Here is a 25,922-nt window from a genome sequence, read left to right on the forward strand (position 1 = left end):
TTAAAATGGCATTTCCAAAAAATTTCTTATGGGGTGGCGCAGTAGCTGCCAATCAGTGTGAAGGAGCATGGAATGTAGGCGGTAAAGGAATGACAGTTTCTGATGCGGTTACAGCAGGGACTGTATCTGAGCCTAGATACACAACATATATATCAAAAGATGGTGAACCTGGTAAAGCTTCAATGTTTGAACAGTTACCTGAAGGAGCACGCAGAACAGTATTTGAAGGTTATTACTATCCTTCACATGAGGGAATAGATTTTTACAATAGATATAAAGAAGATATAGCATTATTTGCAGAAATGGGATTCAAAGTATTCCGTATGTCTATATCTTGGTCTAGAATATTCCCAAAAGGAATAGAAGAAGAACCAAATAGAGAAGGATTAGATTTCTACAGAAGAGTATTTGAAGAATTAAAGAAATACGATATAGAGCCATTAGTAACTTTATTCCACTACGATATGCCTTTATACTTAGAAGAAGAATTAGGTGGATGGAGCAATAGAGAATTAATAGATTTATTTGAAAAATACACAAAAGTGCTATTTAAAGAATATAAGGGATTAGTAAAATATTGGCTAACATTCAACGAAATAAACAGCCCAATATTAATGCGTACATTTATACCAAATTATCCTGATTCTAAAGTTCGTGAAGCAATGCAGATATTACACAACCAGTTTGTAGCGAGTGCAAGAGCTGTTAGAGCAGCACATGAAGTAGATTCAGAAATGGTAGTTGGAGCTATGTTAGGTGGAGTATGTAATTATCCATTAACATGTAATCCAGACGATATAATATCTTGCCAGAAACATTGGCAGGAAGATTGCTACTACTGCTTAGATACAATGGCAAGAGGAGCATATCCATACTATGCACAGAGACTTTGGAAAGAATATGATTTTAAACTAGAAGCCGAAGAACAGGACTTCATAGATTTAAAAGAAGGTACAGTTGATATGATCACATTCTCTTACTATTCATCAGGATGTGTCACAGAAGATGAAAATGCTGAAAAAGCAAAAGGGAACTTTACAACTGGAGCTAAAAATCCTTATTTAAAATACAGTGAATGGGGATGGAGTATAGACGGACAGGGACTTAGATATTTCTTAAATGAAGTATATGGACGCTATCAGTTACCACTGATGGTAGTGGAAAATGGTCTTGGAGCTATAGATAAATTAGAAGAAGATGGAAGCATACACGATCAATATCGTATAGAATACACAAAAGAGCATATAAAAGCAATGAGCGATGCTATTGAAGATGGTGTAGATTTAATAGGATACACATACTGGGGATGTATAGATTTAATAAGTGCATCTACTGGTGAAATGAAAAAGAGATATGGATTTATCTATGTAGATAAAAACAATGATGGAAGCGGAACATTAAAACGTTATAAAAAAGATTCTTTCTATTGGTATAAAAAAGTTATAGAGTCTAATGGAGAAGAATTATAATAATAAGAATTTATAATAATTAAACATATTAAGGTAGATTAGATGATTTTTTATGTCATCGAGTCTACCTTAATATTTTACCTAAAATAAGGAATAAAACAGTAAAATATTATAAATTACTTAATTTAGATAGGAGAACTTATGGAAAATAAAGATGATTTTTTAGGAACAGAGCCTATAAAAGGTTTATTATTTAAATTGGCATTACCGACTTTAGTAGCTCAAGTTATAAATATGTTATACAACATAGTGGATAGAGTATATATAGGACATATAAAGGATGTAGGAGCTTTAGCTCTTACTGGAGTTGGGGTTTGTATGCCGATAATTTTAATTGTATCTGCTTTTGCTGCATTAATAGCGAGTGGAGGAGCACCACTTGCAAGTATTTCTATGGGAGAAGGAAATTCAGAAAAGGCTGAAAAAATATTAGGAAATTGCTTTTCAACACAGATAATAATATCAATAATACTAACTACGATATTATTGATTTTTAATGAAAAAATATTGCTTTTGTTTGGAGCAAGTAAAAATACTATTAAATATGCAACGGAGTATATGGATATATATTCAATAGGAACAATATTTGTTCAGCTTACATTGGGAATGAACGCATTTATTACAGCGCAAGGATTTGCAAAAATAGGAATGTTATCCGTTTTAATAGGTGCGGTATCAAATATAATACTAGATCCAATTTTTATATTTGCTATGAATATGGGAGTAAAAGGAGCAGCTTTAGCCACTATAATTTCACAGTCGCTTTCTTGTATATGGATTATGTATTTTTTAATAGGGAAAAAGACAAAGATAAAATTAAAAAGAACATTCTTAAAAATAGAAAGAGATATAATAGTACCATGTATGACATTAGGTCTTTCAACATTCATAATGCAGGCTAGTGAAAGTGTTATAGCTGTATGTTTTAACTCATCTTTATTAAAATACGGAGGAGATATAGCTGTAGGTTCTATGACGATATTAACTAGTGTTATGCAGTTTGCATTGTTACCACTTCAAGGAATAGGACAGGGAGCACAGCCTATAATAAGTTTTAACTTTGGTGCCAAAAATAAAAATAGAGTAAAAGAAACATTTTTACTTTTAGTAAAAATAAGTGTTGGATACTCTGCTCTTTTATGGCTACTTGTAATGATTATGCCACAAGTATTTGTAAAAATGTTTACAACAAGTCCAGAATTAATAGCATTTACAGAAACATCTCTTCGTGTATATATGGGAGGGTTAATGTTATTTGGTATACAGGTTGCTTGCCAGATGACATTTACATCTATTGGAAATGCAAAGGGATCTATAATGGTAGCGGTTATGAGAAAATTTGTACTTCTAATACCGCTAATATATATTATGCCTAGATTTTTAGAAAATAAAACTATGGCTGTATATATGGCGGAACCAATAGCGGATATACTAGCTGTGTTATTTACTAGTGTATTATTTATATTCCAATTTAAAAAAATACTTAGAGATATGTAATAAATTATAAAAAGCTGCATAGTTCAATCTATGTAGCTTTTTTATTGAAGGAAATATTTTAAAAATTCTAAAAAAACGTTTACCTTAATAAAAATAAATGAGATAATAAAAAAAAGAGATAAGTTCGGGGGAATTGATATGCTTAAAATAGGATTACTTATTATTGGATTAGGAATTTTTATAATAGCTATGTCTAGCAGTAAATACAGCAAAAGTGAAAAGGACTCTAGGAAAGTTGGGATTGCTATTACGGTATTTGGAATAGTATTTCTTGCAACTGGACTAGATAGTTCTGGAAGGGCGAGTTTTGCACTTATTGGAATAACTTTTGGTGGATTTATGGTATATGCAGGTGTAGAGGAGATAAAAACTATATTGAAATGTAATCAAACAGTTGATGCAAAATTAGAAGGATTTATAGAGAAAACAGGAAGAAGTAGTATTTATTTTCCTATAATGAGCTTTAATTACAATGGTAGAAAATACAAAATAAAATCAGATAATTCTATGTATGAAGGAGCTATGAAATTATATCAAGATAGTGAAATTCATACTGTTTATATAAACCCAAATGATCCAAGTCAAATGAGATATAATAGAAAGCCTTCTATATACATGTACACAGGATTTATATTAGGATGTTTATTTTTAATAGCGAGTATAAAAGTTTTATTAATAGGTAGAATATAGAATATAAAATAAAATTTTATAAATTAAGTAAAAATAAAATTTCAAGAAAAGGAGAGTTGATATTATGTCTGTGATAGGTATAGATTTAGGAACTACAAATAGTATAGCTGTTGTTTTTAGGGATGGAGAAGTAGAGATGATACCTAATTCATTTGGCGAATATCTAACTCCGAGTGTAGTTACAATAGAAAACAACGAGCTTATAGTTGGAAAAATAGCTAAACAAAAGTTAGTTACAAATCCAGAAAATACAACGTCTCTTTTTAAAAGAGATATGGGTACTAACAAAACAATAAAGCTTGGTAAAAATAAATATCTTCCACAGGAATTATCGGCCTTAGTGCTAAAACAGTTGGTAGATGATGCAGAAAAATACTTAAAAGAAAAAGTAGAAGAAGTTGTAATAAGTGTACCTGCGTATTTCAATGCAAAGCAGAGAAGGGCTACAAAACTAGCAGGAGAAATTATAGGAGTAAAGGTTGATAGATTAATAAATGAACCATCTGCAGCAGCAATTGCTTGTCATGAAGATGAATTTGAGACATTTATAGTATTTGACTTTGGAGGAGGAACTCTAGATGTTTCTGTTGTTGATTGTTTTGAAAATGTAGTTAGTATATGCTCGATAGCTGGAAACAATCAATTAGGTGGGATTGATTTTGATAGGGCAATTGCAATGTATTTCTGCCAACAAAATAAATTTGACTACAATTCTCTATTAAGAGCAGAAAAAGAAAGTTTATTCTTAGCAGCAGAAAGAGTGAAAATAGCATTACAAGATAATGAAGAGGCAACAATGAGCCTATCTATAAGAGGAAAATTATATTCGGTGAAAATTACAAATGAAATACTATCTCTAATATCTAAACCGATTTTAGATGAGATAAGAGAGGTTATAAGAAGGGCTGTAAAAGACAGTGGATTTACTCCATCTGAGATAGATAGAATGATAATGGTAGGTGGTTCTAGCTATATGCCTATAGTTAGAGAATATTTAGAAAAACTGTTGAAAATACCAGTAGAGTCAGCTGTAGATATAGACTGTATGGTTGCTATGGGGCTTGGAAAATATTTGGGAATAAAACAAAGATGTAGTGAAGTAAAAGATTTAGTTGTTACAGATATTTGTCCATTTTCACTTAGTACACCTATTGTAAATGAATCTGATTCAAGTAAACCTTTAGCAAAAGTTATAATACCTAAAAATACAGTGCTTCCTTCAAGTAGAACTGTAACTCTTCAAGCATATAGAAGAGGTCAAAATAATATAAGTATATCTGTTTATCAAGGAGAAGAAATGTACGAAAATGACAATATTCTTCTTGGGCATACAAAGGTAAAAATACCTAGAAATTATAAAGAAAATGAGCAGTTCAATATAACATATTCATACGATATAAATAGTATGCTATATGTAGAAGTAGAAATAATATCAACAGGTGAAAAAAGTGTATTTATAATAGGTGATGATAAAAAACTAGAGTCTATAAAAGAGGGTAACCAGTTAAATGCTATTAAGGAGATATCTATAAAATTAAATAGCAATCCAGAGTATGAAGCATGTATTGAAAGAGCAAGGAGAATATATAAAGAATTATCTCCAGAATTGAAACGTATGCTTCAAGAAAGAATGGAATCTCTTGAAATTATGTACAAAGATTGTGTAAATAATATACAGAAAAAGAGAGAAATTGTAGAAGAAATGGATAGACTATTAGATGTATTTGATAGTATTTCAGAGTTTAATGAATCAGATATATTCTCAGATTTTGATATAGATAATGAAAAAGAAACGAGCGATGAAAATATTGATAAAAAAGATAATAAAGAAAAAAATATTAAAATAATAGATGGTACAGGAGGTCGATTGTCGTGATAGAAAGTATTTGGGATATTTTGGGGATAGATCCGACAACTGACAAGAAAAAAATTAAAAAGGCGTATGCAGAAAAAACAAAGGTATATCATCCTGAGGATTATCCAGAAGAATTTAAAATAGTTCAAGAAGCGTATCAATGGGCTATGAAATATGCTAGTAAATCTGTGTTAGATGATAAGAATCTAGAAATTGGTATAAATACAAATAAAAGTACTGATGAAGTTATTGAAGTTAATAAGAAAGAAGAAAATAAATCTATAGAGCTTGACTATTCAAATTTAGAAGAAGATTTTAAAATAAAAGATAATCGTAAAGAAAAAACTAATAAAAAATCTGAAACAAATAGTTCTAATAATAAAAAATCAAAAGACGGAGAAATCTTTAATGAGATATATAACGAAAGAACTAGAGATGATGAAGTAGATCAGATGAGGTATTTCTTGGATTATATAGAAAAGAAAATTCCTAAAAAAATAAACATGGAAATGTTTAAATTGATTTTATCAAACTCATATATAAAATCATATCTAGAGCATCCTGATTTTAAAACTAGATTTGAGGAAATAATGGTAAATAAATCTTATGCTGATACACTATATACAGAAAAGAAAATGTCTGAAATAGCTAGAAAATATAATTTATACAAGGTTGCAAGAGCTATAGATAAAGATACAAAGCGGAGATATATAGTTGGAATTAGGACGCCGGTATTTATGTTGGGTATAGCGGTGGCTGTATCTGGGATGTTTTTAAAAGTAGAGAGTAAAAAAGCAGAAAAAGCAGAGCAAATATCAAAGAGTATAAATCAGAGTATAGAAAAAAGTGGTGAAACAGTACATAAGATAAGAGAATCTATGCTGAATACATCATTGATTGTAAATAAAGATTTTATTAATGGATATGATGTAACTGTAGATGAAGAAGATGGATATTATTCTATATTAGATAAAGATAAAAATACTGTTTTAGGCAATGTAAGCAGGGTAGAATTTACAATGTCAAACTTAATAATAGCATATCAAGCTGGTGAGTACAGCATAATTAATACAAGCAATGGAAATATAGCAAAAACAAAATACGCAGATATAAAATCAGCGGATATAATTAAAGATAATGATAAAAAATATGGAATAGTTGGTATGGAAAAGGATAAAAGTTGGTATATAATCGACGAAAATGGAAATAAAGTACAAAAGATTAGTGGAGAACCTAATGTTGGAAAAATAAATGTCGAAATAAAAGATGGAAAAACTAGTTTTGTGAGTGAAAAGTAAAGAAGTTAATTTAGTGAGATAACTATAAATTGGAAAAATCTATAGTTATCTCTTTTTTTATAGAAAAATGTTTATAGGTATAAAGAGGGGGTATAAGCTAAATATAATCGAAACAGTATATTTTAATATATTTGTTTAAATAAGGGGGAGAAGTATGATTCAGGTAATATTAATTGTCTTCGTTGCAATGCTTATTTATTCATTTATGAAAGCAAAAAGAGAGGCAAGTATAATACAAGCGCAAAGAGATGCATTAAATGAAAAGAAAAACAAGGCTATAGAAAGCTTAAATATCAAAGAAAAAGTGTCTACTATAGACAAAGAAGATAGAGTGTTTATATTCACAGAAGATAAGGAAGTGTATGTATATAACTCAAATGATGGGTCAGTTGAAAAACTAGAAGGAATAAGAAAAATACTTTCAAAAAGAAGATATGAAAGTGTACAAGCTGGTTGAGCCACTTGTACACAGCTACGAGACGTAGTTTTAGCAATAAAATTATCAAATAGCGAATATAAAAGTGAATTTGATCCAAGTGAAGTAAAAAATGTTGAAAGATTTGAGGAATTAGTTCAGCAGGAATTAGGAATCTAATTATTTAAATTAGATAAATTAAAAAGATTGAAAATGCAAAATAGCATTAAATATATATAAATATTAAAAACTTATAAAAACCTTATTGTCAAACACATATGATTTACTTTCGTATGTGTTTCTTTTTTTAGATTGTTGTAATATTTTTTGAATGTTATAATAAAATCATAGTAAAAAACAATATATAGAAAGAGGATTTAATTATGAAAATAGCTTTAGATGAAGTGGAATCACTTTTAAATATGATAGAAAAAATAGAAATGCATGAAAATAGAAAACTTATAAGAGTAGGTGCTGGTATAAAGGTACTTTATCGTGGATATAAAAAAGGCAGCAAAGATAAAACTTTTTTAGAGGATGCTAGAGTAGATCTATTTTTAATATATGAAGAAGATGGAGAAGAGTACTTAACTAAGCTTACTCAGAAAGTTGGATACAGCACAATAAAATACACAAATAGTGCATTTAAAGTAGATGATTTATACGATGCCACAATAACAATAGACGATACTGAAAAATGGCGGTTAAATAAACAGATTAAGGATTTTATAGAAGAATTTAAAAAAGAGAATTTCTTTAGTCGAGTTAGATATTTTACAGACAAAAATAGTGTAAATATGCTTGTTCAGGATATTTCTAAACTAAAGGAAATGACAATGTTTAGTAGATATACTGGTGAAGATATGACAAAAATAGAGTATATGACTAACTTTATGTATTATATAGAAAAAGAATTTAATTGTGTGAAAACTAGAGATATAGATAAGTATAAAATGGAAGAATTTGAAAATATGGACTTTATAGGATGGCTTATAAAATCTGGAGAAATGGGAGATTACTTAGAATGGAGAAGTGAAAAAACAGATCTAGGTGGATGTATAATTCAGGTAGATGAAGGCAAAGTAAATCCTAAAGTATTTGAAAAAATGCTTGAAAATGAAAATATAAGAGAATTAAATATAAAATTTAGACGGTAATATTTATAGAATTAGCGCATATTAATGGGGGAAGATTATGATAAAAATAGAAATTCCAGGAAGAGGAGATTACGAAATAGAAAATGCTGTATTTGATTACAATGGTACAGTTGCTGTAAATGGAGAGATGAACGAAAATACTCAGAAAAACTTAAAAAAGCTTAGTGAGTATGTAAATATTTATATATTAACTGCAGACACATACGGTACTGTTAAGAAAAAATGTGAAAATCTTCCTGTATCTGTGGAAGTATTTCCAACTCACGATGCAGCAGACTACAAAGAAAAAATAGTAAAATCTCTTTCAGGGCAGAGTATATGCTTTGGAAATGGATACAATGATATAAAAATGTTTGATATAGCTGATTTATCTGTCTGCATAATAGAAGGAGAAGGATGTTCAGGAAAATTACTATCTCACAGCGATATTGTAGTTAATTCTATTGATGATGCATTTGGATTAGTGTTTAATACAGATAGAATAAAAGCAACTTTAAGAGGTTAAATGATTAAAGTTAAATACATTGGGTATTAATATAATATACAAATAATTAACTTCAATATAATTAAGTTTTAGCGACAAAAGTATATAGATAATTTGTAAACTAAACAAATATTAAAAAATGTTTTTAAAAATTATTGATTATATTGCAAAAAAAGTTTTTTAGTGTTATCATAATATTAATAAAAGAATTTTTAGTAAATTTAGAAAACTTATTCTAGATTTTTGAAAGGAAGATGTGTTATGGCTAAAAAGAAAATATTAGTACCAATAGATGGAACTGAAAGAAGTATGCATTCTCTAGAGTTTATAAAAGGAATATTTGACAAAGATTCTGTAGATATCGAGATAATGAATGTCAAAGAACTAGTATTTATAGATGGCATATCACTATCTGAAGAAATTAAAAATTCTGAAGCATTAGGTAGAAAAATTCTAGATAAAGCAGAAGAAATAATGGAAGGATACAATGTAAGTGTTTACTTCACATTTGGATACCCAGGTGATGAAATAATTAGAAAAGCAAAAGAAGACGATATAGACATAATTGTTATGACTAAATCAACTAAGAAGGGACTAACTAGAATGATAGGATCTGTTACAGCAAGTGTTGTAAAACAGGCTAAATGTATAGTTATGATAGTTCCAGAATAGAATATGAGAATATTAAATTAAGTGTAATATAGTAAATTTAACCCCATATTTTTAATATGGGGTTTCTATAAATTTAAAATAAAAAATAAGGGGGTTTTACAATGGAATTAAAAGGAAGTAGAACTGAACAGAACTTATTAACTGCATTTGCAGGAGAATCACAGGCAAGAAACAAATACGATTATTTTGCATCAAAAGCAAAAAAAGAAGGTTACAACGAAATAGGTGCAATATTTGCTGAAACTGCAGGCAATGAAAAAGAACACGCAAAAATATGGTTTAAATTATTAAATGGAATAAATTCAACTGAAGAAAACTTAAAAGCAGCTGCTGCAGGTGAAAACTACGAATGGACTGATATGTATGCAGGATTCGCTAAAGTAGCTAAAGAAGAAGGATTTGATCACATAGCATACTTATTTGAAGAAGTAGCTAAAATAGAAAAAGAACATGAAGAAAGATATCTTACTCTATTAAAGAACTGCGAAGAAGAAAAAGTATTCGAAAAAGACGCAGAAGTTATAGCTTGGGTATGTACTAACTGTGGACATATACACTTTGGTAAAAAAGCTCCAGAAATGTGTCCAGTATGTGAACATCCAAAAGGATACTTCAAAGTTAAAGATGAATCTTACAAATAAAAACTAATATAAAAAAGCTGTTGCGATTTGCAACAGCTTTTTATATGAAATAAATTATTTTTCTGTATCGTCAAATCTTACTTTTATTTTAAATCCTAGTTTATTTTCTACATCTTCAAGTACTTTTATATTTTTATCTGTTACAAAAGCACAAGTATCTCCATTTTCACCAGCACGTCCAGTTCTTCCTATTCTGTGGATATAGTCCTCTGCAGTTTCTGGAAAGTCGTAGTTATATATATGTGTAACCCCAGTTATATCAAGTCCTCTAGATGCAACATCTGTTGCTATTAGGTACTGTGTTTTCATATTTCTGAAGTTCTTCATAATTCTTTCTCTCTTTGCCTGAGAAATATCGCTGTGTATTTTTTCGCAGTTATATCCTCTAGAACCCATATCTTCCTCTAATTTATCAGCTCTTCTTTTAGTTCTACAGAAGATTATAGCCATAAAAGGATTGTCTTCATCTAAAACTTTGCATAAACTGTCGAACTTTCTTCTATCTGTAGTTTTTACAATAGATTGGTTTATTTTTTCTAATGTTACTTCCTGGCTTTTTATTTCGATAAAAGCAGGGTCATTTGTATATCTATAGGCAAGTTTTTTAACTTGTGAATCCATAGTAGCAGAGAAGAAAAGAGACTGTCTTTTCTTATTTGTTTCTTTGAGAATTGCATCTATTTCATTTTTAAATCCCATAAGTAGCATCTGATCTGCTTCATCTAATATAAAAACGTCAAGATTTTTTAAACTTATTGTTTTTCTATCTAAGTGATCTAAAAGTCTACCAGGTGTAGCGATTACTAAGTGAATATTTCCTTTTAGTTTATTTACCTGAGATTTTATATCCTTTCCACCATAAGCAGATAGTATATTTAATCCTAGAGGTTCTGCTAGTTTTTCAGCTTCATTAGAAATCTGAAGTGCAAGCTCTCTTGTAGGCGTTAGTATAAGTGCAGAAACATCCTTTTTATTTTTGTTTATTTTTTCAAGTGTTGGAATTAAGAAAGCAAGAGTTTTTCCTGTTCCAGTCTGTGACTGGGCTATAACATCTCTTCCATCCTTTATTATTCCAATACATTCCTCTTGAACTGGAGTAGGCTTTGTTATTCCAGATTTTTTTAAAATATCTATAATCTCCTCTTTTATGTTTAAATCTTTAAATTCCATAATTGATGTCCTTTCAAAATAATATTATTTAATAAAATTTTAATAAATTAAAAATTACTTACTACGCATTATAGATTATTATAACACGAAATATAGTTATTTAATTAAAATGAGTCAAAAAATGAATAATTGAGAGAAAATTATTTGTTTGAATGTGAAAACTATGTTCTAATATACAGTTAAATTTTGGTAAATTGATTAAAAAAATATGACGAATTATCAAAAAAATACAACTAATTGCAATTGAAAATATAAAATATGTCAAAAAAAGGGTTTTAAAATGTATTTTTTAGAAAAAAATGCAAGAAATTAAAAATAAAATTCAAAAAGGTATTGATTTATTTTTGTTAAAGGATTATTATATACCCAAGAGATAAATGCAAGATTTAAAAAATAAATTGCATAATTCAAAAAAGTTATAAATTAGTGTAAAATCTAAAAAATAAATCAATGCACTAAAAAGGGAATTTATTAGGGAAAATAAAAAAGGAATTTAGTTTGAATTTTTAGGAGGTATTTAAAATGTGTGTAATTGATAAGTTAAAAAATAGAGAGATAAAGATAGTAGATACAACACTTAGAGACGGTGAACAGACAGCAGGAGTTGTTTTTGCAAATAATGAAAAGATAACAATAGCACAGATGCTTAATGATTTAGGCGTTGACCAGCTTGAAGTAGGAATACCTGCAATGGGTGGCGACGAAAAAGATGCAATTAAAAGAATTTGCAAGAGAAATTTAAAATCAAGCATAATGGCTTGGAACAGAGCTGTTATTGGCGATATAGAACAGTCTATTGATTGTGGTGTTGATGCTGTAGCAATCTCTATTTCAGTATCAGACATACACATTCGGAATAAACTAAAAACTTCAAGAGAATGGGTTATAGAAAACATGGTAAAATCTGTTGAATATGCTAAGAAAAACGGACTTTATGTATCTATAAACGGTGAAGATGCTTCTAGAGCAGACGATGATTTCTTAATACAGTTTATAGAAGCGGGTAAACGGGCTGGAGCAGATAGATTTAGATTCTGTGATACAGTTGGAGTTATGGATCCATTTACAATAAGAAATAAAATAGAAAAAATTCATAAAGCAACTAATTTTGATATAGAAATGCATACTCATAATGATTTTGGTATGGCTACAGCAAATGCAATAGCAGGGGCTATAGGTGGAGCAAATCATATAGGTGTTACAGTGAATGGGCTTGGAGAAAGAGCTGGAAATGCTGCATTAGAAGAAGTACTAATGGCATTAAAACATGTTTTCAAATATGGTATGGACATAGATACTAAAAAATTCAAAGAGTTATCAGAATATGTATCAAATGCATCAGGAAGAGAATTACCAGCTTGGAAGGCAATAGTTGGAAGCAATATGTTCAAACATGAATCTGGAATACATGCAGATGGAGCTTTAAAAGATCCTAAAAACTATGAAGCTTTCGAACCAGAAGAAGTCGGACTACAGAGACAGATAGTTATAGGAAAACATTCAGGAAAAGCAGCTATAATAAATAAATTCCTTGAATACGATATAGAATTATCTCCAGAAATGGCTTCAAAAGTATTAGAAGAAATAAGAGCAGTATCAGTTAGAATGAAGAGATCTTTATTCGACAAGGAAATAGTTGGAATATACTACGATTTATTAGCTGACGAAGAAAATGCATAAGTAGAAAATAAATTCAATAATTAGAAAATAGATTAAGAGGGTGAAAAAATGGGAGAAAATCTCGTATATAAAATATTAAAAAAACATGTAGTAGATGGAGAACTTAAAGCAGGAAATACTATAAGTATTAAAATAGATAACACACTTACACAGGATTCAACAGGAACAATGGCATATCTTCAGCTTGAAGCAATGGGAATAAAAAAAGTTAAGACAGAAAAAAGTGTAGCATTTATAGACCACAATATGCTTCAGCAGGGATTTGAAAATGCAGACGACCATAGATATATACAGACTGCAGCAGATAAATACGGGATATATTTCTCAAGACCTGGAAATGGAATATGCCATCAGGTATATCTTGAAAGATTTTCTAAACCAGGAAATACTTTACTAGGCTCAGATAGCCACACTCCAACAGCAGGTGGTGTTGGTATGATAGCTATAGGTGCAGGTGGGCTAGACGTAGCTCTTGCAATGGCAGGAAAGGCATATAGTATAAAAGCACCTGAAGTAGTAAAAGTAAACTTAGTAGGAAAATTAAACAATATGGTAGCTTCAAAAGATATCATATTAGAAGTATTAAGACGTGAAACTGTAAAAGGTGGAGTAGGAAAAGTATATGAATACGGTGGAGAAGGATTAAAATATCTTTCTGTACCACAGAGAGCGACAATAACAAATATGGGTGCAGAACTTGGTGCTACAACATCTATATTCCCAAGTGACGAAAAAACTTTAGAATTCTTTAAAGCACAGGGAAGAGAAGATGAATGGATGGAATTAAAACCAGATGCTGATGCTGTATACGATAGAGTAATAGATATCAATTTAGATGAATTAGTTCCAATGGCAGCAAAACCTCACAGCCCAGACAATGTAGATACAATAAAAAATATAGGAAAGATAAAAATAAATCAGGTAGCTATAGGAAGTTGTACAAACTCTTCTTATGAAGACTTAATGAAAGTAGCTCAGATACTAAAAGGAAAGAAAGTTCATAAGGATGTAAGTTTAGTAATTGCGCCTGGATCAAGACAGGTTATGGAAATGATATCAAGAAATGGAGCTTTAGCAGATATTATATCTTCTGGAGCGAGAATACTTGAAAATTCATGTGGACCATGTATAGGTATGGGACAGTCTCCAGGAACAGATGCAGTATCTTTAAGAACATTCAATAGAAACTTCTACGGAAGAAGCGGAACACTATCAGCTAAAGTATATTTAGTTAGCCCTGAAACAGCAGCTGTAAGTGCAATAACAGGTGTACTTACAGATCCTATGGAAATGCCAGTTGATTTTGAAAATCTATCAGTAGACAGATTTATAACTGACGACAGTATGATAATCAAACCAGCAGAAGATGGAGATAAGGTAGAAGTGGAAAGAGGTCCAAATATAAAACCATTCCCACTAAATACAGAACTTGCAGATTCTGTATCAGGAAAGGCAGTTCTAAAAGTAGGAGATAATATAACTACAGACCATATAATGCCATCAAATGCAAAATTATTACCATACAGAAGTAATATTCCATATCTTTCTGGATTCTGCTTCAGCACAATAGATGAAGATTTTCCAAAGAGAGCTGAGGAAAATGGCGGTGGATTTATAGTAGGTGGAGATAACTACGGACAGGGATCTAGTAGAGAACACGCAGCACTTGCACCACTTTATCTAGGAATAAAAGGTGTAATAGTTAAGAGTTTTGCAAGAATACACAAAGCAAATCTTATAAATAGCGGAATAATACCTATGGTATTTGAAAATCCAGACGATTACGGCAGAATAGACCAGATGGATGAACTTGTAATAGATGACGCCATAAATAAAGTAGAATGTGGAAAAATAACAGTTAAGGATGTTACAAAAGGATTTGAATTTGATGTAATAGTTGAATTATCAGATTCAGATGTAGAAGTAATAAAAGCTGGTGGAAAATTAAATTACACAAAAAAGACAGCTAACTAAAATATATTATGATTGGGAAGTGAAGCTAATGTATAAAATAACACTTATACCTGGGGACGGAATAGGACCTGAGGTAACTGCAGCTATGAAAAAAGTAGTAGCAAAAGCAGGAGTAGAAATAGATTGGGAAGAAGTAAAAGCTGGTATGGAGGTAATAGATGAATACAATACTCCTCTACCAGACTATGTAATAGATAGCATAAAGAAAAATAAAATTGCTATAAAGGGGCCTATAACAACTCCTGTTGGAAAAGGATTCAGAAGTGTAAATGTTGCACTTAGAAAAACACTAGACCTTTATGCAAATGTAAGACCTGTAAAAAGTTTTAAAGGAATAAAAAATAGATACGAAGATGTAGATTTAGTTATAGTGAGAGAAAATACAGAAGGTTGCTACACAGGAATAGAACACAAAATAGGTGACTATGGTGCAGAAACAATAAAAATAATAACAAGACCAGCATGCGAAAGAATAGTAGACTTTGCTGTAGATTATGCTAAGAAAAATGACAGAAAAAAAATAACTGGCGTTCATAAAGCAAATATAATGAAATTAACTGATGGATTATTCTTAGATGTATATAGAGAAAAAGTAGAGGGACTAGATATTGAAGCAGATGATCTGATAGTAGATGCAGCTGCGATGAATTTAGTTTTAAATCCAGAAAAATACGACGTAATGGTTATGCCAAACCTTTATGGAGATATACTTTCAGACTTATGTTCAGGACTTGTTGGAGGACTTGGATTAATACCTAGTGCAAATATAGGTAAAGACTATGCTGTATTTGAAGCTGTACATGGAAGTGCACCTCAGATAGCAGGTCAGAATATAGCGAATCCAACAGCAATAATACAGTCTGCAGTTATGATGCTTAGATACATAGGAGAAAATGATGCAGCAGATAGAATCACAAATGCTTTAGAAAAAGTATTTGAAGACGGAACAGTTTTAACTGTTGATTTAGGCGGAGATGCAAGTACTGACAAATTCGCCGATGAAATTTGCAAATATCTTTAATAAACTAAATTCCCTATATTAAAGGAGCTGTTACAATTATTGTAGCAGCTTCTTTTTTGTTACTTTAAAAGTTTTGTTTATAAATAATGCATGAATAAAGAATCTATAATTATAGATAAAAACTATATGATTATAGATAAAAACTATTCGAAACTTGTAAATGAAAGATGATACAATAAAATCGGATATTTTATATATAATACATTTAATAAGTTTAAATGTAATAGAATATTCATACGGGGGGAAAATTTTAAGAAAAGAGGGACATTTATGAAGTTCAAGAAGTATTTAAGCTTAGCATTAGCAGCAGTACTATCAGTATCACTAATAGGATGTACACCAAAAGAAGAAGAGGCTTCTAAAGGCGGAGAACTAGAAGAAAGTCTAGTAATATACTCTACACATCCAGAAGATTTATTAGAATCAGTAGCAGCTGGATTTGAAGAAGAAACAGGTGTAAACGTAGAATTCATAAACTTAAAGGGTGAATTAGCAGAAAAAGTTGAAGCAGAAAAAGAAGATCCACAGGCTGATATAATGTACGGAGGTTCTTCAGCAACTTACCTAGAATTATCAGCAAAAGATTTATTCGAAAAATCAGAACCATCATGGGCAAAAGACCTTGATCCAATGTTCAAAGATGAAAATGGATTATGGTACGGAACTATACAGACTCCAGTAATGATGTTCTACAACTCAGAAGTAATAAGCAAAGAAGATGCTCCAAAAGATTGGAAAGATTTAACAGATGAAAGATTTGCAGATCAGTTAGTATTCAGAAATGCTGAATCTTCATCAGCTAAAGCAACTTACTCAAGCTTATTATATCAGTACGATAAAGAAGGAAAAATAGAAGAAGGTTGGGATTACCTAAAAGCTTTAGATAAAAATACTAAAAAATACTTTGGAAATGAATCATTATTATTCCAGGCTATAGGAAGAAAAGAAGCTGGTGTAAGTTACTCAGTTCTTAGCTCAATAGTAGAAAACAAAGAAAATGGTCTACCATTAGAAATAGTTGACGCTGAAAGTGGTTCAGTAGTTATAACTGATGGTGTTGCACAGATCAAAAATTGTAAAAACCCTAATGCAGCAAAAGCATTTATGGAATATGTAGGTAGTGCAGAAACTCAGGCTAAAATAGCTAACGAATTTAACAGAGTTCCTACTTTAAAAGCAGCTTTAGAAAACTCTCCAAAATGGATGAGCGAAACTACTTACAAAGCAATGGATGTAGATTGGTCAGTTCTTGCTAAAAATCAGAGTGACTGGATGCAGAAATGGGATTCTGAAATAAAAAATACAGCAAAAGACGTTAAAGAAGATAAATAATATAAATTAGCTTTAATATCTAAAATTTATTAATTAAACATAAAATACCAAGTTGGGAAATTGGTGATATATTATACAAAAAAATAGCAGAGTCTATTTATCAGGGAAAAGATTAGAATTTAAAAGAGAGGTATTTTATGCCTCTCTTTTATTTTGGATGAAAGGAGAAAAAGTTTGGAAGGTCTTACTATAAAAAATTTAAAGAAAGTATTTGATGGAAAAGCAGCTATAGACGATGTGTCTTTTGAGATACAGAAGGGGGAATTCTTCACATTTTTAGGGCCATCAGGATGTGGAAAAACTACATTACTTAGAAGTATTGCTGGATTTAATAAACCAGATGAGGGAGCTATATATATAGGTGATAAGGAGATAACCAATATACCAGCAGAAAAAAGAGAAGTTGGATTAGTTTTCCAGAACTATGCATTATTCCCGCATATGAACGTATTTGACAATATAGCTTATGGATTAAAGGTAAAGAAACTACCAAAAGATGAGATAAATAAAAAGGTTACAGATGTATTAAAATTAATACGTCTTGATGGATATGAAAAGAGAAAAATTACAGAGTTATCAGGTGGAGAACAGCAGAGGGTTGCACTTGCTAGAGCTCTTGTAATAGAGCCAGAAGTATTGCTTCTTGATGAACCTCTTTGTAACCTAGATGCAAAACTTAGAGATGAAATGAGGTTTGAAATAAAAGAACTACAGAGAAAACTAAAAATAACTACAATATTCGTAACTCATGATCAGAGTGAAGCTCTTACAATGTCTCAGAGAATTGCTGTATTTAGAAGTGGAAAATGTGTACAGATAGGTACTCCTCAAGAAATATATGCAAATCCTAAAAATAGATTTGTTGCAGATTTTATAGGTGTTACAAATTTATTTGAAATAAAGAATATAAATTCTAACTCTGAATACGATGAAATAGAGATAGAAGGAAATATAAAATTAAATATAAATAAATCAGATGTGGCAAAATACATATCTATAAGACCAGAACATATAGTGATATACGAAGAAAATAATGGAAATGAAAACACAATAGAAGGTGAAATAAAAGAAGTACACTTCAATGGAAATATAAGTGATTATGTAATAGACATAGGAGGATGTACTATAAAGGCGAGCAGAATAAATTCATTTACAGGAGCTATTTTTGAAAAGGGAAGTAAAGTATTTTTAGAAATTCCTAGAAATGCTATAAAAATACTTCGGGAGTAGTGGATATGAATCAGATTAAAGATAAAAAATTAAGTATATTTAAAGGAATTGTTCTGTTTGCGATTTTATGGATTTTACTTGGGTATATTTTATTCCCAGCTATAAGAACTATAATGCTGAGTGTTATGGGTGAAGGTGGATTCACTCTAGACTATTATAAAGAATTTTTTGCAGTTGAAGCTAATAGAGTAGCTGTAAAAAATACACTTATTATTGGATTTGCATCAGTTTTTGTATGTGGAGTTATAGGTACATTCTTAGCGTTTATGGTTACTTATTTTAAATTTCCATTCAAGAGGATAGTTAGCAAATTACTTTTAACTCCAATAATGGTACCTGGGGTAATAATAGTACTTGCTTTTATACAGCTTTATGGAGAAAGTGGAATAATAACGGAATCACTAGAAATAATTTTCAAATTAGCTGATGAACCATATGCGTTTACAGGATTCTGGGGAATATTATTTGTGCATGCATATACACAGTATGTTTATTTCTTCATGAATGTATCTGTAGCAATAAAACAGATGGATTATTCATCAATTGAAGCAGCAAAAAACTTAGGTGCAGGAAAATGGGAAATATTTAAAACAATAATAATACCATTTATAAAACCAGCACTTATTGCATCTGCATTAGTTACATTTATATCTTCAATAGGATCGTTCTCAGCTCCAAGTCTTATTGGAGATAGCTACAAGGTAATAACTACTCAGATGTTATTTGCAAAATCAAATAACCATATGGACATAGCATCTGTACAAGTTGTAATACTTACGTTTATGGCTATAGTATTCCTTTTAGTTTCTAGATATTATGAAAAGAAAAGCGCAATAGAAGGAATTATAAAGGGACGTCCTATGCAGGAAGTTGAAATAGAAAATAAATTTTTAAAGGCAGTATTTATAATAATAAGTGCAGTTACTATTATATTTATAATGCTACCTGTAATAACAATATTTATACTATCATTTGTTACACCAGGAAGTTGGTTAGTAGATATATTCCCTAAAGATTTTTCAATGGAAAACTATATAGATATATTTACAAAGAAAAGAGCTATGAAGCCATTTATAAACAGTATAAATATGTCTATGATAGCAGCTTTAATGGGGGCATTTGTATCTATACCATGTTCTTATATAATAGTTAGAACAAAAAATAAGTTAAAAGTAATAATCGAAATTCTTGCAATGCTACCACTTGCAATACCTGCCAGTGCAATAGCAGTAAACTTAATAAATGCATTTAACAAACCTAATATATTTGCTTTTAATCAGCATCTAGTTGGAAGCTATATAATACTTCCATTAGCGTATTTTGTAGGAATTTTACCATTAGTACTTAGAAGTACAAATATATCTATGTATAATTTAAACCCTACATATGAAGAAGCATCAAAGAGTTTAGGTGCAGGATTTTGGTATACGATAAGAAAGATAACTGTACCTATAATAAAACCAGGTATAATATCTGGGGCTGTTTTAGGATTTGTAAGATGTGTAGGTGAATATACAAGTTCTGCTTATTTATATAATATAAATAATAGACCAGTATCTATAGCAATGGTAAGTGGAGTCTTTGAATACAAGATAGGGCTTGCTATGGCCTATGGTGTATTAGTAATTATAATTACAACAATATTGAGTATAGCTATACAAAAAGTGGGAACTCCAGAGTAAAAAATAATTGTTATTTTTTTAATTAAAGTTATTTTTTATAAATATATATGAAAAAATTTCAATTACAGTATAATGTAATTAAAGGAATTAATTATTTCAAAAATGAAGGGGGTATTTTTGTGATAGATTTTGTAAAAACTAGAAGAAGTTGTAGAAAATATTCTGATCTTCCAGTTCCAGAGGATAAGCTTAAAAAAGTTTTAAAGGCTGGGCTTTTAGCTCCATCAGGAAGATCTAAAAAACCTTGGGAATTTGTAGTTACTACAGATTCAAAAAAATTAGAATTATTATCTAATTGTAGAACAAAGGGTGGAGGATTTTTCTTAAAGGATGCTCCAGCAGCAATTGTTATAGTAGCAGATCCAGAACTAACTGATGTTTGGACTGAAGACTGCTCGATAGCAGCATCTTATATGCAGCTTGAAGCTCATAGCTTAGGTCTTGCTACTTGTTGGGTTCAGGTTAGAGAAAGAGCACACGATGAAAATCAGACAGCTGAAGATTATATAAAGAATGTTATGGGAATACCAGAAAACTACAAAGTTCAATGTATACTAGGTCTTGGATATTCAAATGAAGAAAAAGATGCATACAATGATTCAGATGTGGTTTGGGAAAAAGTTCATTTTGAAAAATTTTAATACGAAATATAAAAAAAGAGTCTAATTAGGCTCTTTTTTATTGCAATTTTGGATAAAAATTTTACAAAATATATCTCTATTGTAGTAGAATAGAAAAGTAAAGCTTTATATAGAAAAAAACTAATAAGAAGAAAATTATAATAGAAAAAATAAATACTATCATAAAAAATATAGTGTTATACTGATTTGTATAGAAAATATAATTTAACATATTGATAAAAGAAATAATTTAAATATATAAATCCAAAAAGGAGGATTGTCTATGAGGCTAAAAATAAAAAACTGTAGCCTTTTATGTAATCAAGGAACAGCACCTTATAATGAAGATGCAGCTGGTATAACACCTTTTGGAGTATGGGTACTTGACGGAGCAACTGGACTTAATGGTAAGAATATAGTATCTGATGAGAGTGATGCAAGATGGTACTCTCAGTGGTGGAATAACTTTTTACATGAAAATATATACAGAAGTGATTCATTAAAAGAAATTATGTTAGATGGAATAAGAAGTATAAAGGAAGAGTATAAGGAGCTTGTAGAGGGAAAAGATGTAAAAAAATTAGATTTACCATCTAGCTCTATAGCTATAGTAAAATTTAGAGATGATATGATAGAGTATTTTCTTTTAGGAGATTGCTCTTTCTTCTATAATGATGGAGAAAGAAAAATTATAAAAGATAGAAGCATATGTCATCTTGATGATAAAGTATACGATGAAATGATTAGAATACCTAACTTAGAAAAGCTTTCATTTAATGAAATAAAAGCGAGGGTTATGAATACCATAATAGATAATAGAATGAAGAAAAATACTAAAGATGGATATTGGATTTTAGATTTTAGTGAGGAAGCAATAGAAAATTCTATACATGGATATATTCAGGTAGAAGAAGAGATGAAAATAATGCTTGCTAGTGATGGATTTACATGTGCATCTGATAGATATGGTATTTTAAAAGAGGATGAATTAATATATATAGCTGAAAAAATGGGAATAGAGTATATTTTTAATCAGGTGAGAGAATTTGAGGAAGACGACTACAAGGCAATAAAAATGCCAAGATTTAAGGTTATGGACGACTCAACAGCTGTATATGTAGAGCTTTATAATAAAAAAGAAAAGTAATTATATAGAGAAGGAAAGGATTAGAAATGAGAATATTACACATAACTACCCAAAAACCTAACAGTACAGGAAGCGGAATATATATGTGTGGAATGATAAAGGGGTTTGAAAAATTAGGATATGAGCAATCTGTTATAGCTGGAATTGATGTAGATGACAGCATAAAAGAATTAGAAGAACATTTTGGAGCGACAAAATTTTATCCAGTTGTATATAATACAGAGGAGTTAGATTTTAATGTCGTTGGTATGAGCGACTCTATGCCTTACAAGAGTACTAGATATAGAGATATGGATGCTGAAATGGTTGAAAAATTAAAAAGAGCATTTGAAAAGCAGATAAATAAGGCATTAGAGGAATTTAATCCAGATATAATAATATGTCATCATTTATATTTACTTACTGCATTTGTAAGAGAAGTGGTAAAAGAAAAAGATATAAAAATTGCTGCAGTATGTCATGGAACTTGTCTAAGACAGTTAAAAACTATCCCATTAGAAAGGGATTATATAAAAGAAAATATAAGAAATTTAGATATGTTATTTGCACTTCATGAAGAACAGAGAAGAGATATAATGTCTACTTTTAATGTTGGAGAAGATAAGGTTAAAGTAATTGGAAGTGGATTTAACGACAATATATTTAAAAATAAAAATTACAACGTTGAAAGAGGTTATATAGAACTAGTATTTGCCGGAAAAATATGTAAATCAAAAGGACTTATACCGTTTATAGATTGTTTAGATAGACTAGATTACAAAGATGATTTCATCAAAATTAGACTTGCAGGTACTGGAAGCGATAAAGAATCTTATGACGAAATTGTAGAAAAAGCTAAAGAAAGTAGATTTGATATAAAATTTTTAGGAAAATTAAATCAGGATGATTTAAGTGAGGAATTCAACAAAGCAGATATATTTGTATTACCTTCATTCTATGAGGGTCTACCTGTTGTTGTACTAGAGGCTATGGCATGTGGTACAGATGTTGTAGTTACTGATATACCTGGCGTAAAAGAGTGGATTGGAGAAAAAATAAATACATCTGGAAAAATAAAATATGTTGAACTTCCAGAAATGAAATCTGTTGGTGTACCAGCAGATGAAGCTATAGCGCCATTTGAAGATAGATTATCTAAAGCTTTAGATCAGATGATAAAAGAAAATCTAGATACTACAAATCATAAAAGATTTATAGATATGTCAGAAAAAACTTGGGATGGACTTGCTAAAAGAATGGAAGAAATGATAATAAAAACAAAATAGTATAACGTTTACAAATAAAATTTTAAGTTTGACCAATATGTGTTACAATTAAGTTAAATATAAAACTAAAACTGACTTAAAGCAGATTGGAGTGATGAGTTATGAAATGGAAAGAATATGCTGAGGATATAAAACTGTTTGAAGAATTAGATAAAACAGTTAAGCCACTAACAGAGGAGCAGAAAAATAAGAATATAAAAACATTAATTACTTATTTTTCATCTGATGTTCCAGCAAAAGTGTATAGCTCAAAAGTTGAATTAGAACCTATAGAAAAATTAAAAGCATTATTAGCAGCTTATCCGGTTAAAAAAATTACTCCGGAAATATTATCAATGCTTGAAAATATTCTTCTAATGGAAAATGATATAGAAAATGCAGTTGATGCAAATTCAATAGAAGAAAAAGAAGATAGAATCGCTGTTTGGAAAGGCGATATAACAAAAATAAAAGCTGATGCTATTGTAAATGATGCAAACAGCTCATTATTAGGAAATAAACAGCCATTCCACAAAGGAGTAGATAGTAAAATTCATGCAGTGGCAGGACCAAGACTTAGAGAAGACTGCAATACAATAATTGAAAAACAGGGACATATTGAATACGCAGGAGATGCTAAAATAACTAGAGCATACTGCCTACCTTCAAAATATGTTGTTCATACTGTAGGACCAGTTGTTTTAGGTGGAAATCCTAGTAAAGAGCATGAAAAGCAGCTACTTCACTGCTATAAATCAGTTCTAAATACTGTAAAAGATATAGACGGTATAAAAACTATAGTATTCTGTGGTATATCTACAGGATCTTCAGGATATCCAAAAAAAGAAGCTGCACAGCTTGCAGTAGATAGAGTTAGAATTTGGTTAAAAGAAAATCCAGAAAAAGATATAAAAGTTATATTTAACGTATACGATGATGAAGAAATGGAAAAATATCTAAAAGCATTAGAAAGATAAATTTTTCTTAATAAAAATAGAATTAAATTATATTAAAAGTAAGGCAGTATGAATTTCGTACTGCCTTTTATTTTGAGGTGAGATATTATGAAATTTGCAGAAAGTCCGTTTTGTTTTGAGGGAAAATTAAAGACTTGTATAGTTGATGGAAGGATTGAAGATGAACTAGAAAAAAGTCTTTTAGATAGAGATATTAGAGTTATAAAAACTACAAAATGCAAAGATGTATATGATGCTATATCCTATCATCCAGATATTCAATTTTTTAATTGTGGAAATGGAAAAATAATAGTAGCACCTAATTTATATGAAGAGTATATTGAACTTTTGGATGGTTTAGGGATAGAAGTCATAAAGGGAGGTAAGTGTCTTAAAAGAAAATATCCCGAGGATATTGCATATAATGTATGTGTAGTTGGAAAGTACGCACTCCATAATTTTGAATATACAGATAAAGAAGTATTAAAATATTTAGATGAAAATGGGTTTGAGAGAATAAGTATAAAACAAGGATATTCTAAATGTTCTATATGCGTTGTTGATGATAAATCAATAATAACTGCTGATAAAGGTATAGTAGATAGTATAGAAAAAAGTGGAGCTGATATAGATTATCTACTTATAGAACAAGGAAATATAGATTTGTTTGATATGAATTTTGGATTTATTGGAGGTTGTACAGGGATATTATCAGATTCAGAAGTTGGATTTTTAGGGAATGTAGAAAATCATCCGGATTTTGAAAAGATTAAAGAGTTTTTAAATAAATATGGAAAAAGATATGTATCTCTTTCTAAGGAGAAACTTATAGATTTAGGATCTATAATACCAATTGTAATCGAATAGTGAATTTAAAGTGAAATTATAGATTGAAATGATTAAGGTGTTGAATAAATTAAATAGATAGGTATATAATAATATTCTGATGTAGCATAGAAATAGATAAGTCTAGATTATGCATATATAAAAATTAAAACGAAATTAATTAGATTGATTAAAAAATATTAAAAGGGAAAGGATGTTTGTTATGAATATATTTTTAAGAATATTATTTATGGCGATAATTGGGGGGCTTATAGGATATATTACGAATGTTGTTGCTATAAAAATGCTATTTAAACCGTATGAACCTATAAAAATACCACTTACTAACATAGAAATAATGGGGTTAATACCTAAGAGAAGAGCTGAAATAGCAAAAAATGTAGCTGAGACAGTAAAAAGAGAGTTACTTAGTGAAGAAGACATATTCAATGGAATAATAAAAGATGAAGATAAAGCAGAAATAGCGGGATATATAAATTCAAAAGTATCTAATATAATAGCTGAAAAAGCAATATTCCTACCTTCATCTTTAGTTAATAAAATAAACGGATATATATCAGATATAGTAGAAAAAGAAGTTGGAAATGCTATAGATGATTTAAGTAGTAGCTTTATAGAAAAAGCTAAGAATAGAGTAGATATAGAAAAAATTATAGAAGATAGAATAAATGAGTTTGATATAGAGTATCTAGAAGAAATGACTGTTAGAATAGCTAAGAAAGAATTAAAGCATATAGAGGTTTTAGGGTTACTCCTAGGATTTTTAATTGGTATAATTCAGGGCTTAATAACATTAGTTATATAATATTTCAGAAAATTAAAAGCTTTGTATTGTAATATGC

Annotated in this window: 23 protein-coding genes; 22 read left to right on the forward strand and 1 reads right to left on the reverse strand. The window is 29.8% G+C overall.

The window, feature by feature from the left end:
- Positions 1-5 precede the first annotated feature (5 nt).
- The 10 genes from DWX74_RS02955 to rbr all read left to right on the forward strand — a co-directional run bounded on the left by DWX74_RS02955 (position 6) and on the right by rbr (position 10,178).
- Positions 6-1,469: a glycoside hydrolase family 1 protein gene (locus tag DWX74_RS02955; RefSeq protein WP_118548642.1), complete on the forward strand. Its 1,464-nt coding sequence runs from the start codon at positions 6-8 to the stop codon at positions 1,467-1,469.
- A 141-nt stretch (positions 1,470-1,610) separates the two neighbouring features.
- On the forward strand, positions 1,611-2,966 hold the full coding sequence (locus DWX74_RS02960; protein WP_118548643.1) for an MATE family efflux transporter: 1,356 nt from the start codon (positions 1,611-1,613) through the stop codon (positions 2,964-2,966).
- 138 nt (positions 2,967-3,104) lie between these two features.
- The gene (locus DWX74_RS02965; protein WP_118548644.1) at positions 3,105-3,656 is read left to right on the forward strand and encodes a DUF3592 domain-containing protein; all 552 of its coding nucleotides are present in this window, start codon (positions 3,105-3,107) and stop codon (positions 3,654-3,656) included.
- Positions 3,657-3,720: 64 nt separating this feature from the next.
- Positions 3,721-5,532 (forward strand): Hsp70 family protein, encoded by a 1,812-nt coding sequence (locus DWX74_RS02970; RefSeq protein ID WP_118548645.1) that lies wholly within the window; start codon positions 3,721-3,723, stop codon positions 5,530-5,532.
- Entirely contained in the window at positions 5,529-6,809 is a 1,281-nt protein-coding gene (locus tag DWX74_RS02975; RefSeq protein WP_158573227.1) for a J domain-containing protein, read from the forward strand. Before DWX74_RS02970 ends, DWX74_RS02975 begins: the two co-directional genes overlap by 4 nt.
- A 154-nt stretch (positions 6,810-6,963) precedes the next feature.
- Positions 6,964-7,266: a hypothetical protein gene (locus DWX74_RS02980; protein WP_006440732.1), complete on the forward strand. Its 303-nt coding sequence runs from the start codon at positions 6,964-6,966 to the stop codon at positions 7,264-7,266.
- Positions 7,267-7,607: 341 nt separating this feature from the next.
- On the forward strand, positions 7,608-8,381 hold the full coding sequence (locus DWX74_RS02985; protein WP_118548647.1) for a hypothetical protein: 774 nt from the start codon (positions 7,608-7,610) through the stop codon (positions 8,379-8,381).
- A gap of 37 nt (positions 8,382-8,418) precedes the next feature.
- On the forward strand, positions 8,419-8,886 hold the full coding sequence (locus DWX74_RS02990; protein ID WP_118548648.1) for an HAD family hydrolase: 468 nt from the start codon (positions 8,419-8,421) through the stop codon (positions 8,884-8,886).
- Positions 8,887-9,126: 240 nt separating this feature from the next.
- Positions 9,127-9,537: a universal stress protein gene (locus tag DWX74_RS02995; protein WP_006440735.1), complete on the forward strand. Its 411-nt coding sequence runs from the start codon at positions 9,127-9,129 to the stop codon at positions 9,535-9,537.
- Between the two features lie 101 nt (positions 9,538-9,638).
- Positions 9,639-10,178 (forward strand): rubrerythrin, encoded by a 540-nt coding sequence (rbr, locus tag DWX74_RS03000; RefSeq protein WP_118548649.1) that lies wholly within the window; start codon positions 9,639-9,641, stop codon positions 10,176-10,178.
- Positions 10,179-10,232: 54 nt separating this feature from the next.
- On the opposite strand, the gene DWX74_RS03005 is transcribed toward rbr, so the two are convergent.
- Positions 10,233-11,348, reverse strand: coding sequence for a DEAD/DEAH box helicase (locus DWX74_RS03005; RefSeq protein WP_118548650.1), 1,116 nt, complete (start codon positions 11,346-11,348; stop codon positions 10,233-10,235).
- A 522-nt stretch (positions 11,349-11,870) separates the two neighbouring features.
- Between DWX74_RS03005 and nifV the strand changes: the two genes are divergently transcribed.
- The 12 genes from nifV (at position 11,871) to DWX74_RS03065 (ending at position 25,885) form a co-directional block, all read left to right on the forward strand.
- Positions 11,871-13,028 (forward strand): homocitrate synthase, encoded by a 1,158-nt coding sequence (gene nifV / locus DWX74_RS03010; RefSeq protein WP_118548651.1) that lies wholly within the window; start codon positions 11,871-11,873, stop codon positions 13,026-13,028.
- A gap of 48 nt (positions 13,029-13,076) precedes the next feature.
- Positions 13,077-15,002 (forward strand): aconitate hydratase, encoded by a 1,926-nt coding sequence (locus DWX74_RS03015; RefSeq protein WP_118548652.1) that lies wholly within the window; start codon positions 13,077-13,079, stop codon positions 15,000-15,002.
- A gap of 28 nt (positions 15,003-15,030) precedes the next feature.
- On the forward strand, positions 15,031-16,023 hold the full coding sequence (locus DWX74_RS03020; RefSeq protein ID WP_006440740.1) for an isocitrate/isopropylmalate dehydrogenase family protein: 993 nt from the start codon (positions 15,031-15,033) through the stop codon (positions 16,021-16,023).
- Positions 16,024-16,293: 270 nt separating this feature from the next.
- The gene (locus tag DWX74_RS03025; RefSeq protein ID WP_118548653.1) at positions 16,294-17,355 is read left to right on the forward strand and encodes an extracellular solute-binding protein; all 1,062 of its coding nucleotides are present in this window, start codon (positions 16,294-16,296) and stop codon (positions 17,353-17,355) included.
- Positions 17,356-17,529: 174 nt separating this feature from the next.
- Positions 17,530-18,585 carry an ABC transporter ATP-binding protein gene (locus tag DWX74_RS03030; protein WP_118548654.1) on the forward strand — a complete coding sequence of 352 codons (1,056 nt, stop codon included), beginning with the start codon at positions 17,530-17,532 and terminating at the stop codon, positions 18,583-18,585.
- Between the two features lie 5 nt (positions 18,586-18,590).
- Positions 18,591-20,267 (forward strand): ABC transporter permease, encoded by a 1,677-nt coding sequence (locus DWX74_RS03035; protein WP_286164166.1) that lies wholly within the window; start codon positions 18,591-18,593, stop codon positions 20,265-20,267.
- A 119-nt stretch (positions 20,268-20,386) separates the two neighbouring features.
- Positions 20,387-20,908: a nitroreductase family protein gene (locus DWX74_RS03040; RefSeq protein WP_286164167.1), complete on the forward strand. Its 522-nt coding sequence runs from the start codon at positions 20,387-20,389 to the stop codon at positions 20,906-20,908.
- Between the two features lie 262 nt (positions 20,909-21,170).
- Entirely contained in the window at positions 21,171-22,034 is an 864-nt protein-coding gene (locus DWX74_RS03045; RefSeq protein ID WP_118548657.1) for a hypothetical protein, read from the forward strand.
- 26 nt (positions 22,035-22,060) lie between these two features.
- Positions 22,061-23,299, forward strand: a complete 1,239-nt coding sequence (locus DWX74_RS03050; RefSeq protein WP_118548658.1) for a glycosyltransferase family 4 protein — start codon at positions 22,061-22,063, stop codon at positions 23,297-23,299.
- 101 nt (positions 23,300-23,400) lie between these two features.
- Positions 23,401-24,255 (forward strand): protein-ADP-ribose hydrolase, encoded by an 855-nt coding sequence (locus DWX74_RS03055; protein WP_118548659.1) that lies wholly within the window; start codon positions 23,401-23,403, stop codon positions 24,253-24,255.
- 87 nt (positions 24,256-24,342) lie between these two features.
- Positions 24,343-25,101 carry a DUF6873 family GME fold protein gene (locus DWX74_RS03060; protein WP_118548660.1) on the forward strand — a complete coding sequence of 253 codons (759 nt, stop codon included), beginning with the start codon at positions 24,343-24,345 and terminating at the stop codon, positions 25,099-25,101.
- A 181-nt stretch (positions 25,102-25,282) separates the two neighbouring features.
- The gene (locus tag DWX74_RS03065; protein WP_199647527.1) at positions 25,283-25,885 is read left to right on the forward strand and encodes a DUF445 domain-containing protein; all 603 of its coding nucleotides are present in this window, start codon (positions 25,283-25,285) and stop codon (positions 25,883-25,885) included.
- Positions 25,886-25,922 lie beyond the last annotated feature (37 nt).

Origin of the sequence: Peptoclostridium sp. AF21-18 (genome assembly GCF_003478825.1) — a bacterium.
GTDB lineage: Bacteria > Bacillota > Clostridia > Peptostreptococcales > Peptostreptococcaceae > Peptacetobacter.

Bases quoted from the DNA above. Each gene is read 5' to 3' on its own strand.
- DWX74_RS02955 (WP_118548642.1), top strand. From the start codon at position 6: ATGGCATTTCCAAAAAATTTCTTATGGGGTGGCGCAGTAGCTGCCAAT.
- DWX74_RS02960 (WP_118548643.1), top strand. From the start codon at position 1,611: ATGGAAAATAAAGATGATTTTTTAGGAACAGAGCCTATAAAAGGTTTA.
- DWX74_RS02965 (WP_118548644.1), top strand. From the start codon at position 3,105: ATGCTTAAAATAGGATTACTTATTATTGGATTAGGAATTTTTATAATA.
- DWX74_RS02970 (WP_118548645.1), top strand. From the start codon at position 3,721: ATGTCTGTGATAGGTATAGATTTAGGAACTACAAATAGTATAGCTGTT.
- DWX74_RS02980 (WP_006440732.1), top strand. From the start codon at position 6,964: ATGATTCAGGTAATATTAATTGTCTTCGTTGCAATGCTTATTTATTCA.
- DWX74_RS02985 (WP_118548647.1), top strand. From the start codon at position 7,608: ATGAAAATAGCTTTAGATGAAGTGGAATCACTTTTAAATATGATAGAA.
- DWX74_RS02990 (WP_118548648.1), top strand. From the start codon at position 8,419: ATGATAAAAATAGAAATTCCAGGAAGAGGAGATTACGAAATAGAAAAT.
- DWX74_RS02995 (WP_006440735.1), top strand. From the start codon at position 9,127: ATGGCTAAAAAGAAAATATTAGTACCAATAGATGGAACTGAAAGAAGT.
- rbr (WP_118548649.1), top strand. From the start codon at position 9,639: ATGGAATTAAAAGGAAGTAGAACTGAACAGAACTTATTAACTGCATTT.
- DWX74_RS03005 (WP_118548650.1), bottom strand. From the start codon at position 11,348: ATGGAATTTAAAGATTTAAACATAAAAGAGGAGATTATAGATATTTTA.
- nifV (WP_118548651.1), top strand. From the start codon at position 11,871: ATGTGTGTAATTGATAAGTTAAAAAATAGAGAGATAAAGATAGTAGAT.
- DWX74_RS03015 (WP_118548652.1), top strand. From the start codon at position 13,077: ATGGGAGAAAATCTCGTATATAAAATATTAAAAAAACATGTAGTAGAT.
- DWX74_RS03020 (WP_006440740.1), top strand. From the start codon at position 15,031: ATGTATAAAATAACACTTATACCTGGGGACGGAATAGGACCTGAGGTA.
- DWX74_RS03025 (WP_118548653.1), top strand. From the start codon at position 16,294: ATGAAGTTCAAGAAGTATTTAAGCTTAGCATTAGCAGCAGTACTATCA.
- DWX74_RS03035 (WP_286164166.1), top strand. From the start codon at position 18,591: ATGAATCAGATTAAAGATAAAAAATTAAGTATATTTAAAGGAATTGTT.
- DWX74_RS03045 (WP_118548657.1), top strand. From the start codon at position 21,171: ATGAGGCTAAAAATAAAAAACTGTAGCCTTTTATGTAATCAAGGAACA.
- DWX74_RS03050 (WP_118548658.1), top strand. From the start codon at position 22,061: ATGAGAATATTACACATAACTACCCAAAAACCTAACAGTACAGGAAGC.
- DWX74_RS03055 (WP_118548659.1), top strand. From the start codon at position 23,401: ATGAAATGGAAAGAATATGCTGAGGATATAAAACTGTTTGAAGAATTA.
- DWX74_RS03060 (WP_118548660.1), top strand. From the start codon at position 24,343: ATGAAATTTGCAGAAAGTCCGTTTTGTTTTGAGGGAAAATTAAAGACT.
- DWX74_RS03065 (WP_199647527.1), top strand. From the start codon at position 25,283: ATGAATATATTTTTAAGAATATTATTTATGGCGATAATTGGGGGGCTT.